11 protein-coding genes and 1 tRNA gene are annotated in these 13,128 nt (G+C 64.0%); 8 read left to right on the top strand and 4 right to left on the bottom strand.

What is annotated here, in order from left to right; genetic code table 11:
- Window positions 1-2: 2 nt before the first annotated feature.
- The 5 genes from IWX81_RS09725 to IWX81_RS09705 all read left to right on the top strand — a co-directional run bounded on the left by IWX81_RS09725 (window position 3) and on the right by IWX81_RS09705 (window position 4,851).
- Entirely contained in the window at window positions 3-689 is a 687-nt protein-coding gene (locus IWX81_RS09725) for an SGNH/GDSL hydrolase family protein (RefSeq protein WP_199281123.1), read from the top strand.
- A 19-nt stretch (window positions 690-708) separates the two neighbouring features.
- Window positions 709-2,184, top strand: coding sequence for a malate:quinone oxidoreductase (locus tag IWX81_RS09720; RefSeq protein WP_199281122.1), 1,476 nt, complete (start codon window positions 709-711; stop codon window positions 2,182-2,184).
- Window positions 2,185-2,222: 38 nt separating this feature from the next.
- Window positions 2,223-3,272, top strand: coding sequence for an Rv2578c family radical SAM protein (locus IWX81_RS09715; protein ID WP_199281121.1), 1,050 nt, complete (start codon window positions 2,223-2,225; stop codon window positions 3,270-3,272).
- Window positions 3,273-3,488: 216 nt separating this feature from the next.
- Entirely contained in the window at window positions 3,489-4,172 is a 684-nt protein-coding gene (locus IWX81_RS09710; protein ID WP_199281120.1) for a DNA-binding response regulator, read from the top strand.
- Window positions 4,173-4,185: 13 nt separating this feature from the next.
- Entirely contained in the window at window positions 4,186-4,851 is a 666-nt protein-coding gene (locus IWX81_RS09705; RefSeq protein WP_199281119.1) for a thymidine kinase, read from the top strand.
- An 84-nt stretch (window positions 4,852-4,935) separates the two neighbouring features.
- Here IWX81_RS09705 and IWX81_RS09700 read toward each other — a convergent pair.
- From IWX81_RS09700 to IWX81_RS09690, 3 genes are all read right to left on the bottom strand, one after another.
- Window positions 4,936-5,009, bottom strand: a tRNA-Pro gene (locus IWX81_RS09700).
- Between the two features lie 26 nt (window positions 5,010-5,035).
- On the bottom strand, window positions 5,036-6,004 hold the full coding sequence (locus IWX81_RS09695) for a metallophosphoesterase (protein WP_199281118.1): 969 nt from the start codon (window positions 6,002-6,004) through the stop codon (window positions 5,036-5,038).
- Window positions 6,004-8,580 (bottom strand): transglycosylase domain-containing protein, encoded by a 2,577-nt coding sequence (locus tag IWX81_RS09690; protein WP_199281117.1) that lies wholly within the window; start codon window positions 8,578-8,580, stop codon window positions 6,004-6,006. The genes IWX81_RS09695 and IWX81_RS09690 overlap by 1 nt, the downstream gene beginning before the upstream one ends.
- A gap of 52 nt (window positions 8,581-8,632) precedes the next feature.
- Between IWX81_RS09690 and IWX81_RS09685 the strand changes: the two genes are divergently transcribed.
- The 3 genes from IWX81_RS09685 to IWX81_RS09675 are packed head-to-tail and all read left to right on the top strand — an operon-like array spanning window position 8,633 to window position 10,807.
- Window positions 8,633-8,791 (top strand): DUF4177 domain-containing protein, encoded by a 159-nt coding sequence (locus IWX81_RS09685; RefSeq protein WP_199281116.1) that lies wholly within the window; start codon window positions 8,633-8,635, stop codon window positions 8,789-8,791.
- Entirely contained in the window at window positions 8,791-9,252 is a 462-nt protein-coding gene (locus IWX81_RS09680; protein WP_199281115.1) for a RidA family protein, read from the top strand. The genes IWX81_RS09685 and IWX81_RS09680 overlap by 1 nt, the downstream gene beginning before the upstream one ends.
- A gap of 10 nt (window positions 9,253-9,262) precedes the next feature.
- Window positions 9,263-10,807, top strand: coding sequence for a UDP-N-acetylmuramoyl-L-alanyl-D-glutamate--2,6-diaminopimelate ligase (locus tag IWX81_RS09675; protein WP_199281114.1), 1,545 nt, complete (start codon window positions 9,263-9,265; stop codon window positions 10,805-10,807).
- 84 nt (window positions 10,808-10,891) lie between these two features.
- Here IWX81_RS09675 and acs read toward each other — a convergent pair whose 3' ends face one another.
- A complete protein-coding gene (gene acs / locus IWX81_RS09670) occupies window positions 10,892-12,874 on the bottom strand; it encodes an acetate--CoA ligase (RefSeq protein WP_199281113.1) in 1,983 nt (660 codons plus the stop codon).
- Window positions 12,875-13,128: the final 254 nt, after the last annotated feature.

Genomic DNA, 13,128 nt, shown 5'->3' with positions numbered 1-13,128 from the left:
GTATGGGTAACCGAAACACCGTGCTTGTCGCGATCATCTCAGCCGTGCTCGCTGTCGGATCGGCGGTGGCGCTGGTCGCGTGTTCGCCGTCGCTGCCTGACCCGGTGTCGGAGCCGCGTGATCCGAACGCCACGAGGGTCGCGTTCTACGGGGACTCGTACACTCTCGGCACCGGCGCGAGTGATGCAGACCTGCGCTGGTCGACCGTCATCTGCGACGACCGCGGGTGGAGCGAATTCAACCCGAGCGTGAACGGACTGGGCTTCATCAACAACCGATCTATCTTCGGAGACGGTGACGAGCCGAGCCAGGTCATCGACGACAACCCGGACATCGTCTTCGTCACGATGGGACTCAACGACAATTTCAGTTTCGACTCGAAAGCCGCCGAGATCGAAGTGCAGATCACCGACGATCTGACGAGGCTGAACGATGCGTTGCCCGACGCGCGATTCATTGTCGTCGAGCCCTTCTGGTATACGGATGAGCGGCCGCGGTCGGTCGAGGTCATCAACGGATGGGTGGAGGATGCCGCGGCGGCAATCGGGGCCGACTACATCCGGGGCGCGTCCCGCTGGATCGAGAATCATCCAGAGTGGATGGCCGACGACGGACTTCATCCGAACGACGACGGCTACGCCGCAATTGCCGAGCGGATGAATGCCGAACTCGCGAAGCTGGGCCTCTGAGCGGCGCTAAACTGGAGGGGTGAGCAAACCCGTCGACGTCGCCCTCATCGGCGGGGGCATCATGAGTGCCACCCTCGGTGCCCTTCTCCAGCAGCTCGAGCCCGACTGGGAGATCCAGATCTTCGAGCGGCTCGACGAGCTCGCGCTCGAGAGCACGAACCCGTGGAACAACGCGGGAACCGGCCACTCCGCGCTGTGTGAGCTCAACTACACCCCGCAGCGCGCCGACGGCTCCATCGACATCGCCAGTGCCGTGAAGGTCAACGAACAGTTCCAGGTCTCGCGCCAGTTCTGGTCGTTCCTCGTGGAGAGCGGCGCGCTGCCCGAGCCCACAGAGTTCATCAACGCGACCCCGCACATGAGCTTCGTGTGGGGCGAGAAGAACGTCGAATACCTGCGCGCTCGATACGACGCGCTCAAGGACCACCCGCTCTTCCAGGGCATGGAGTACAGCGAAGATGCGAAGGTCATCCGCTCCTGGGCGCCCCTGATGATCCCGGGCCGCAGCAAGTCGCAGCCGATCGCGGCGACGCACATCGCCTCAGGCACCGACGTCGACTTCGGTTCTCTCACCCACCTGCTCACGCAGAATCTCGTCGACGGCGGCGCCAAGCTCAACACCGGCGTGGTCGTCACCGGCCTCAAGCGCACCAGGGACAACCTCTGGCAACTCAGGATGCGCCGGGATATCGGTGGAACGCCGATCAAGCCGCTGAACGCCCGTTTCGTGTTCGTGGGCGCCGGCGGTTACGCACTGAACCTCCTGCAGAAGTCCGGCATCAAAGAGATCCGCGGATTCGGAGGGTTCCCCGTCAGCGGCGAGTTCCTCCGCACCGACAACCCGGAACTGGTCGCCAGGCACACAGCAAAGGTCTACGGTAAGGCCGCCACGGGCTCGCCGCCCATGTCGGTTCCCCACCTCGACCTGCGAGTCGTGGATGGCACGGGCAGCCTGATGTTCGGACCGTATGCCGGTGCCAGCCCCAAGTTCCTGAAGACCGGCTCGATCCTGGACCTGTTCGCGTCGCTGCGCTGGCACAACGTCGTTCCCATGGTGGCTGCCGGAGTGCAGAATCTCAGCCTCGTGAAGTACCTCGTCGGCCAGCTCGCCGCATCGAAGTCCACGAAGTTCAGCGAACTGCAGGAGTTCTACCCCGACGCGAAGCCCGAAGACTGGTACACCATCACGGCCGGCCAGCGCGTGCAGGTGATGAAGAAGGACAAAAAGAAGATCGGTGTGTTGCAGTTCGGCACCGAGGTCGTCGCGGCCTCCGATGGCAGCATCGCGGGTCTCCTCGGAGCGTCACCCGGGGCATCCACTGCCGTCCCCATCATGCTCGGACTCGTCGAAAAGTGCTTCCCCGACCGCATGGATGCCTGGCGACCCGAGCTCGAGCGCATGGTCCCGACCTACGGCCAGTCGCTTGCTGACCAGCCGGAGCTCGCGCACGACACCATCGCGCGCACGGCTCGCGTGCTCCACATCACGGCCTGAGGGTTGACAGATATTCGAACACATGTTCGAATGTCTGGATGAGGTGGAGCGGGCAGGGCTTGGATTCCGAGCAGCCGGACGCGCTGCCGGGGATGGCGAGGCTGTCGAACCTGGTGCGCACGGTGTCCACCCCCGAGTTCGCCGGCATGCGATTCCATGAGGTGCTCGCGAAATCCGCCCTGAACAAGGTGCCGGCATCGAGTGAGATGCCGTTCAGCTGGACGATCAACCCGTACCGCGGCTGTTCCCATGCCTGTACGTTCTGCTTCGCCCGCAATACACACACCAACCTGGATCTCGATGCGGGGAACGACTTCGACCGGGAGATCATCGTCAAGACGAATGTCGCCGAGATCCTCGCCAGGGAATTGTCGCGGGCGAGCTGGAAGCACGAGCCCGTGGCGCTGGGGACGAATACAGATCCTTACCAGCGGGCCGAGGGTCGCTACCGGCTGATGCCGGGCATCATCGCGACGCTCGCCGACAGTGGCACTCCGTTCAGTATTTTGACGAAGGGCACGCTGTTGCGTCGAGACCTTCCGCTGCTGGCGGAGGCCAATAAGCATGTCGTCGTCGATATCGCGATGACGATCGCGGTGCACGACGACGAGCTTCAGAAGTCTGTGGAGCCCGGCGCGCCAGCAACGCGAGGCCGGCTCGACACCGTGCGCGCCGTGCGGGAGAGCGGGCTCGACTGCACGGTGTTCATGATGCCGATCCTGCCGTACCTCACCGACTCCCGCGATCACCTCGAACGAGCCCTGGAGCAGCTCTCAGCGGCCGGGGCGACCTCGGTGATGTATTCGGCGCTCCACCTCAGGCAGGGGGCCAGGCAGTGGTTTATGCAGTGGCTCGAGTCGAATCATCCTGAGCTCGTCGGGACGTATTCGAGCATGTACTCGAGAAGCGCGTATGCACCGAAGGAGTATCGGCGGTGGCTGGCCGACAAGATCCGGCCGATCATCCGGAGGCATTCTCTGGAGCGACGGTCGATCGACCCGGCGACCTCGCTTCCGCGGTCCTCCAGGGAACGTACCCTGATCGCTGAGGAACTACCGCCCTCACTGGTGCAGGCAACACTCTTCTGACACACGCTCCGTCACAGGGCACAGTTCTGACACCGCGATACCGTCACCGTCTGTCCCCCAGCGCGTCCCCCAGCCCGTGTACCCCGATTGTGGGCTGTCGGGCCCGGTCGCTCCGTGCCATCATTGAGTAATTCACCGTTGTGGGGCACGGTGAGCCGCCTTCACCCAGCGGATTCGTCGTGCCTCGCTATGCACCGAACCCCCGAGGAACACCCGATGACAGTCCCAGATTCTGCGGCGCGCGACGCGGACGAGCACACGCCGACGCGAGTACGACTCGCCGTGCTCGATGACCACGAGTTGCTCCTCGACAGTCTCGGGAGCTGGATCGGCGCGAACGCTCCGGACTTCGACCTGGTGCTGAGCGCCAGCACCTGGCTCCAGCTCGTGCACAGCAGCAGCTTCCCGACCGACCTCGTGTTCCTCGACTTCCAGCTCAAAGAACCGGTGTCGATCGAAGCACGAGTGCGCACGTGTCGTGCCGCTGGAGCAAAAGTCATAGTGCTGTCGAGTCTCGATACCCCTGAGGCGCGTGAGCGGGCCCTCGCGGCAGGCGCTGTCGCCTTCCTTTCGAAGACACTCCCGATGCGTGAGGTGATGGATACCGCCCGCGCGGTGATGGGTGTTGCGCCCGACCCCGACAAGCGCGACTGGCGTCCGCGGCCGACGGGAGCCACGGCGCGCGTGCGCCCGAAGCTGAGTGCGGGGGAGGCGCAGGCGTTCACGCTGTACGCCTCCGGGCTCAGCACTCCCGAGGTGGCCGAGCGCATGAATGTGCAATATGAGACGGCTAAGACGTATCTTCGACGTGTACGCGAAAAGTATTCGAAGGTGGATCGCCCGGCGAGTAAGAAGACCGAACTCATCAGGCGGGCAGCCGAGGATGGTTTCCTGCGCTGAGCAGAGAAGGATCATGAGCAAGCTATATTTCCGCTACGGCGCGATGAACAGCGGTAAGAGCACGGCGTTACTGCAGGCGGCATTCAATTACGAAGAGCGCGGGCACCATGTGCTGCTCGCCAAACCCCAGGTCGATACCAAGGGCGACTCCGCGATCGTGTCGAGGCTCGGAGTCACTCGACCGGTCGACTTCACCATCGCTCCCGACGAAGACATACTGGAGAAGTTCCTCGCGCAGCGCGCCGAGGTGCTCGCCTCCACGGGGTCGACGGTGAGTTGCCTGCTCGTCGATGAAGCACAGTTTCTCACCGAGGGGCAGGTCGACGACCTCCTGAGGATCGCGATCCTCGAGAGCGTGCCTGTGCTGGCCTACGGCATCCGCACCGACTTCCAGACCGTCGCGTTTCCCGGAAGTCGCAGGCTGCTCGAGATCGCGCATTCCCTCGAAGAGTTGAAGACGATCTGCCGTTGTGGTCGCAAGGCGGTCTTCAACGCCAGGCGGGTGGGGGATCGCTACATCTTCGACGGCGACCAGGTGGCGATCGACGGTGTCGACGTCACCTACGAGTCGCTGTGCGGGGCCTGCTACCTCCAGGAGAGCGGCGGGGTGCTCAACAACGGCTGGCGGCCCAGGGCCGAATTCAGCTACGGAAGCGCACCTGATCCTGACTTCGCCTGAGGCGCGGGCCTATCTTCAGCACTTAACAAAGAATCGCCCTCCCAAAGGAGGGCGATTCTTTGTCCGGCCGTGGGCCGGAATGTGTCGGGGTAGCGGGATTTGAACCCACGACCTCTTCGTCCCGAACGAAGCGCGCTACCAAGCTGCGCCACACCCCGATCATTCACGCCGAAGCGCGAACTCCTCAAGAATAGCTGAAATCTCGAGCCGTCAAAGTCACAACCACCGCTTCGGGCGGGCAGGCGAACCGTACGGGGGCGTAGATGGATGTCCCGATGCCGGCACTCACGTTCAGATAGGCCGCGTGGCGGGCGTGATGCCACAGGCTCAGGCCCTGCGCCTGGTCACGGGGAATGTCGCAATTGGTCACGAGCGCGGGTTGCCCGGGGATGCGGACCTGGCCGCCGTGGGTGTGCCCGGCGAAGATCATTTCGGCCCCGTAGTTGACGAAAGAATCGAGCACCCGCCGGTACGGGGCATGGGTAACACCGATCGAGATCGCCTCTGGCCCTGACCTGTCGTCGTTCCAGCCCACGTTCTCGCGCATCTCCTCGATGACGCCGGGCAGTTTATCGAGCCTGTCCCATCCGCGGTGGGCGTCGTTGGTGCCGAAGAATTCGAGTCTCGACCCGCGCATCTCGATCGCCCGTGCGGTGTTGTTGAGTGACAGCCATCCCAGGTCGTCCTCGAAGAACGCTTCGAGGCGGTCGGTATCGAGCGTGGCGGCGCGGGACGGCCTGGACGACGGTCCTCCGAAATAGGAAAAGGGGTTCTTGGCCTGCGGGCCGAAGTAGTCGTTGGATCCGTTGACGAAAACCCCGGGAACTCCGGCGAAAGGCGCCAGTGCTTCGATCACGCCGTCGATTCCGTCCGGGTGACCGAGATTGTCACCGGTGTTGACGATGAGGTCGGGTTCGAGAAGCGCGAGCGAGCGCACCCACTCCTGCTTCGCCGACTGCCACGGCGCCATGTGCAGGTCGGCCACATGCAGCACCGTGAGCGGTCTGGCGCCGGGCTCGAGCACGGCGACAGTCTCGTGGCGGATGGTGAAGCGATTGCGCTCGACGAGTGAACCCCACGCGAACGCCGCGGCACCCGCCGTTGCCGCAGCACCCAGCGCTGCGGCAACGATCCGTGCTGAGGATGAACTCACTAGCAGGTGATCTTGCCGATGCCCAGCGTCACCGTCGCACCCGGCACAGTGGGAGCGCCGGGGGCAGGATTACTGGCCTGTACTTTTCCTACGCGCGGGTCGGTCGGAAGCACGGGCCCCGGTCCCGATGACGGGGCGAGCACGATACAGGTCTGCACCACAGTCGGGTAGCCCGCGGCCTGGACGAGAGTTCTCGCCTGGTTGAAGTCGTTGGACTTTCCGTCGGCGACCACATCCGGGAAGGGGATCTGGTTCCCCTTACTCGTGTACACGGTGATGGTCGTGCCCTTGGAGGAGATCGATCCAATGGGAGGATCCGTGCTCACTACCCGACCGGCTTCGAGGGACGAGTCGACGGCTCCGCCGTCGGCATAGGAGAATCCGAGGCCCTCGAGAATGGTCTCAGCTGCACCCGCAGTGAGTCCGGTGACGTCTGGCACGCTCTGGCCACCGCCGGTCATCAGCTCTGGATCGGGAGCTGGCCAGTCCGCTCCGCCGTACTTGGCGTTGAGCGACGCTACGGTCGGTTCCATGATGTAGTGCCTCAACCGGATGCCGGCAACCCCGGCGTATCCGGAATCGAGGATGTCGTAGTCCCCGATGATGTTTCCGACCCAGACGACGGTTCCCGCCGTCGAGGTGCCGGTCGCCATCCAGGTGTGGTTCGCGCTGTCGGTGGTGCCCGTCTTGCCGAAGATCGGGATACCGTCATCCGGGTTCGAGTACACCTGGTTGCCGGTCACCATGACGCCCTTGAGCACGTCGATCGCGGTATCGGCGACGTTCGGTGCGATGGCCTGGCGGCAGTCGGGGCTCTGCCCGGCGGCCGACGAGCCATCAGGCATGGTCACGCTGTCGACAATGATCGGCTTGCAGTAGAGGCCGTTCGCGGCAATGGCGGCGTACGACGCGGCCATGCTGAGGGGTGTGACGGTGTTCGTGCCGATGATCGAGGTCGGGTTGGTTTCCAGAGGATCTCCGTCGGCCCGCTCCACGCCGAGACTGGCGGCGACATCGCGGATATCACACAGGTCGAGTTGCTTCGCCATGGAGAAGAAGGCGCCGTTCACCGAGTTCACCGTTCCGCTGCGGACGGTGTACGAACCGGCTTCACCGGCGTTGTTCTTGAACGAGAACGTGCCGCCGCTGAGTTTGGATCCGCAGGCCGTGTACGAGCTGAACGGCTCCTGACGGTTCGGATTTCCGCTCACTCGCTCTTCGACTCCCTTGCCGGCCTTGAGCCAGTCGAGGAGGGTGAAGACCTTATAGGTCGAGCCCGGCTGGAATCCTGACGATCCGCCGTATTGGTAGCTCGTGTTGAAGTTGACCGCTGTGCCGACAGAGCCGATGCCTTCTGCGGTGTCGTCGAAGAGTTTGTTCTGGGTCATGACCAGCACGCGACCGGTGCCGGGCTGCACGGTCGAGGTCGCGCTTCCGAGGGCGAACTCGGTCTCGGTGTTGGGCGCGTATGTCCAGGTCGCTACCTGCGCGGGAATCTGCACGTCCATATCGAGGGTCGTATAGAGCTTGTATCCGCCACGCTTCCAGTTTGCGCTGCGCTCCGTTTCGTTACCGCCCAGGAAGGCGAAGTCGCCGACACTCTTGACGACGTAGTCACAGAAGAACTTCGCGTAGTCGTTTGCTGCGATGCATCCGTTCTTGGCGGGCTGGAGCCTGAGGGTGGTGTCGTCCACCGGGGTCGCGATGGCTTCATCACGCTCGGCGGCGGTGATGTTCCCGGCACCGAACATGGCATTGATGATGTAGTTGCGGCGTTCGGTGTTGGATTCGTAGTTCGCGGGATCACCGAGGTTGCGCTGGTTCGGGTACTGCACGATTGCCACGAGGCTCGCCGCCTGGGCGAGGTTCAGGTCGCTAGCATTGACGCTGAAATACCGCTGGGCTGCGGCCTGGATGCCGTAGGTCGCATTGCCGAAGTTCGCGATGTTGAGGTACGCGGTGAGGATTTCCTTCTTCGTGTACTTCTTCTCGAGGCCGATCGCCTGCTTCATCTCTTTCAACTTGCGGTCGAAAGACTCCTGCTTGGCCTTTTCGTAGGCGGCGTCACGCTCTTCCTGGGTGGGAAGATTCTCGGCTTCCTGGGTGGCGATGTTCTTGACCAGCTGCATAGAGAGGGTGGATGCCCCACTCTCCACCTCGCCGGAACGCAGGTTGGCGAGCGCGGCACGAACCACCGACGAGACATCCACTCCGCCGTGCTCGAAGAAGCGCGCGTCCTCGCCGTCGACCGTGGCGTCCAGGGCGAACTTCGAGATCTGGTCGTAGTTGACTTCCTCGCGGTTCTGGTCGTAGATCGTGGCGATCAGTGCGTGGCCGTTGACGTTGCCCTCACCGGTGAACGTGGCCCAGATCTCGTTGCGCTGGGCCTGCTGGCCGATGTTGATGTACTCGGGCAGGCTGTCGAACACGCCGATGGTGCTCGACGCTGTCACGCCGGTAACCGCGATCGCAGGGGCCACCATGACGGTCACCAGGACTCCGGAAAGAAGGCTGAAACCGAGGAGTCCGGCAATGCCGGAGATGACGCCTCTACGGGGGGGTTTTTGGGCAGACATAGACTCAGGGTACGGGACGATCCCGTATTCCAAGCTGAACGGAAGCCGACAAATGCCCAAGTGGGAGTACCTCACTACGCCGCTCATCATCCACAACACCTCCGCGATCCTCAATAACTGGGGATCTGAGGGGTGGGAACTGGTCCAGGTGGTGACCGGTCCCGAAGGTGGACTCGTCGCCTATTTGAAGAGACAGAAAGAAGATTCCTGATGTCAGCACTGGATGACCGCCTCGCCGAACTCGGTATCTCGATCCCGTCCGTGGCGAAACCCGTTGCGGCCTATGTTCCCGCCGTGATCGTCGGAAACCTCGTCTACACCTCGGGACAGCTGCCTTCCGTCGAGGGAAAGCTGGCATTCACCGGCAAGGTCGGCGCCGACGTGGACGCAGACACCGCGAAGGATCTCGCCCGCACCTGCGTGCTCAATGGGCTCGCCGCCGCGAAGAACGTGCTCGGCTCTCTCGACCGCATCACCCGCGTCGTGAAAGTCGTCGGTTTCGTCGCCTCAGACCCGTCGTTCACGGGCCAACCCGGTGTTATCAACGGCGCTTCTGAACTGCTCGGCGAGATCTTCGGTGACGCGGGGATCCATGCCCGCAGCGCTGTCGGGGTCGCCGTGCTCCCGCTCGATGCTCCCGTGGAGATCGAGTTCCTGTTCGAGTTCGCATGATGGGGTTCGCATGATGGAGGTCTGGTCAGACGGCCAGGCCGGCGCCAGTGCGACACCGCACGACCTCGACCTCGGCCGCTATGACGACGCTCTCACCGGCATCGTGGTCCGCGGGCGTCGGCTCGTGCAGGACAGCAGAGCCCTTGAACCGGGTGACGTCTTCATCGCGCTGGGACGACCAGGGGCGCCCGCCCTTCCATGGGTGCAGGATGCCCTCGACCGCGGTGCCGCGGCGGTGCTCGTGGATGCCACGGAGCTTCTCGACGGCACGGAGCTCCTGGACGGCACGGAGCTCGCGGGCGAGCTGCCGGAGCACGTGTACGGCGTGGCCGGGCTGAAGGCAGTACTCGGGCGTATGGCCGACGACTTTGCGGGGCATCCATCCCGGGCGATGACGATGGTCGGAATCACCGGAACCAATGGAAAGACCTCGACCGCGCACCTTCTCACCCAGGCGTGGAACGCGCTCGGCACAGCATCGGCGACGATCGGGACCCTCGGTGCCGGCGTCACGGGCGACCCGCGGATCAACATGGGCATGACCACACCCCAGGTGTCGACCGTGCACCAGTTCCTCGCGGACTTCGTCGCGAGAGGCGTCAAGGATGTCGCGATGGAGGTCAGTTCGCACGCCCTCGAGCAGGGCAGGGTGGACGCCGTCGAATTCGACATCGTCGCTTTCACCAACTTCACCAGGGACCACCTGGACTACCACGGCACGATGGAGGAGTACGCGCGGCAGAAGGCGAAGATCTTCACCCTGCCCGGGATCACCGCTGCCGTCGTCAACCTCGACGACGCGTTCGGGCTCGAGCACTTCACCACTCTCGGGGAAGGAATCCGCCGCATCGGCCTGAGCTCTCACGGGCACGCCGACGCGACGGTCTCGGCCGACAACGTCGAACTCACCACGCAGGGCCTGCGCTTCGATCTCAGGATCGACGGCACGAGACATGCAGTCGCGAGCTCACTCATCGGCCGCTTCAATGTCGACAACCTGCTCACGGTGGCCGGCGTGCTGCACGCCCAGGGTGTCCCCGCCGCGCGCGTCGCCGAACTCCTCGGACCACTCACCCCCGTGGTCGGCAGGATGACGCGCATCCAGCCGTCCCCGTCGCTGCCGCTCGTGGTGGTGGATGCTGGGCACACTCCGGATGCCGTGCAGCAGGCCGTCACCGCGCTGCGGGACTCCGGTCACTCCCGGCTGGTCACAGTCTTCGGCGCGACAGGTGACCGCGATCCCGGCAAGCGGCCCGAGATGGCGCGCATCGTGGAGGCCGGTTCCGACCTCGTCATCGTCACGGATGATGACGTGCACTTCGAGGACGGCGACCACATCCTCGACGACATCCGGGCGGGCTTCGAGCATCCCGAGCGCGTTGTCGAGATCCGTGACCGCGCGACCGCGATCGCCTATGCGATCGATGCAGCGGGCCCAGACGACGTCGTGCTGCTCCAGGGCAAAGGCCACGAGCCGTACCAGATCATCGGCGACCAGCGAGTGCCGTTCAGCGACCTCGACACGGCCGAGAGGCTGCTCGCCGAAAGAATGTAGCTCGCCGAACCCTCGAGTGTTCCGCTTCCGCTGCCAGCAACCTGCTCACGGCGGCAGAAGCGGAACACTCGGCGGTGGTGTGCCTTACTTCAGCCTGTCGGAGATGATCTGCATCACCGAGGTGTCTGCGAGCGTCGTCGTATCGCCGATCTCGCGGCCCTCAGCGACATCCTGAAGCAGCCTGCGCATGATCTTGCCTGAGCGCGTCTTGGGCAGCTCAGAGACGATGAACACCTGGCGGGGACGGGCGATCGCCCCGATCTGCTGCGACACATGAGTCCGTAGCAGGGCGGATGCCTCATCCACCGTCATCGCGACGGCCTGGTTCGACTTCAGAATGACGAAGGCCACGACGGCCTGTCCGGTCGCCTCATCCGCGGCTCCGACCACAGCGGCCTCGGCGACCATGTGGTGCGAGACCAGCGCAGACTCGATTTCCTGTGTGGACAGACGGTGACCCGACACGTTCATCACGTCGTCGACGCGACCGAGCAGCACGATGTCGCCATCGGAGTCGACGTGCGCACCGTCACCGGCGAAGTACTTCCACTCGGCATCCACGCCATCGGCGGCTGGCGTCGAGAATCGCGACCAGTAGGTCTCCTTGAAGCGCTCAGGATCGCCCCAGATGCCGCGCAGCATGGCCGGCCAGGGTTCCGACACCACGAGCAGACCGCCCTGCGGCGGATCGACTCGAGTGCCGTCTTCACCGAGGATGTCGATCTTCACACCGGGCACCGGTACCTGTGCCGATCCGGGCTTGAGCGTCGTGAGTCCGGGCAACGCGGAGATCATGATGCCGCCGGTCTCCGTCTGCCACCACGTGTCGACGATGGGCGCGGTGCCGGCGCCGATCACATCCCGGTACCAGATCCACGCCTCGGGGTTGATGGGTTCGCCCACTGAGCCGAGCACCCTGATCGAGCTGAGGTCGAAGCCCTGCGGAACCTGACGCCCGATCTTCATGAAGGAGCGGATCGCCGTCGGTGCCGTGTAGAAGATCGACACCCTGTACTTTTCGATGAGCTCCCACCACCGGCCAGAGTGGGGAGTGTCCGGCGTTCCCTCGTACATGACCTGGGTCGCGCCGTTAGCGAGCGGACCGTAGACGACATAGCTGTGGCCGGTGATCCAGCCCACATCGGCGGTGCACCAGTAGACGTCGGTCTCGGGGTGAAGATCGAAGACATTCTTATGAGTGAAGGCGACCTGGGTCAGGTAGCCCCCGCTCGTGTGCAGGATGCCCTTCGGCTTGCCCGTGGTTCCGGAGGTATAGAGCACGAACAGCGGATTCTCCGCCTCGAACCCCTGCGCCTCGTGCTCGGGGTCTGCCTTGGCCAGTTCGTCGTGCCACCAGAGGTCGCGACCCTCTGTCCACTCGACGTCGTTGTCGCCACGCTTGACGACCAGCACATTGGTGACGGTGGATGTCCCGTTCTCGAGTGCTCCGTCGACCGCAGCCTTGAGGGGGAACACCTTCCCCTTGCGCCAGCCACCGTCGGCGGTGATCACCAGTTTCGCGCTTGCGTCGTCGATGCGGCTGCGGAGGCTCTCCGAACTGAATCCACCGAACACGACAGAATGCACGGCTCCGAGCCTCGCAATGGCGAGCATTGCGATGACCGCTTCGGGGATGACCGGCATGTAGACGGCGACCCTGTCGCCCTGCCCGATGCCGAGAGCGGCGATGGCGTTGGCCGCGCGCTTCACCTCGGCCGTCAACTCGGAATAGGTATAGCTCCGGCTGTCGCCAGGCTCGCCTTCCCAGTGGATGGCCACCCTGTCGCCGTTTCCGGCGATCACGTGGCGGTCGAGGCAGTTGTAGGCGACGTTGAGCTCCCCATCACCGAACCACCGCGCGACTGGCGCATTCGACCAGTCGAGAGTCTCGGTGAAAGGCTTATGCCAGTGCAGGATGTCGCGGGCCTGGTCGGCCCAGAACGCCACCCGATCGCCCTTGGCGTCGTCGTAGATGGTCGGGCTGGCAATGGCTGATGCCGCGAATTCATCGGTCGGCGGGAACCGGCGTGATTCGTGCAGCAGGCTGTCAATCGAATTTGTGGACATGAGATCCTCGTCGATCACGCGGCCTGCCAGGAACCGCGAAGTGTGTGTACAAAGCGAACTCTCCGATACTACCCAAACTCTCATTGCGCCTTCGCCCCCGTGCGATACAATGACTCAGTCAAAGTCACATTTGACTGGCAGCGCACGTGATTCCCCCCAATCCCGCGCTGCCGTGGCGGCGCCTGTTCCCCCCAATAGGCGCCGCCCCTCTTTTTAACGGTGTTTCGAGCGACCGAGGCGCTCGTCCTGTCCAC

It is taken from the genome of Salinibacterium sp. CAN_S4, assembly GCF_015752305.1.
GTDB lineage: Bacteria > Actinomycetota > Actinomycetes > Actinomycetales > Microbacteriaceae > Rhodoglobus.
The sequence above is the reverse complement of the archived record's forward strand: the minus strand, read 5'-3'. Positions and strand labels throughout refer to the sequence as shown.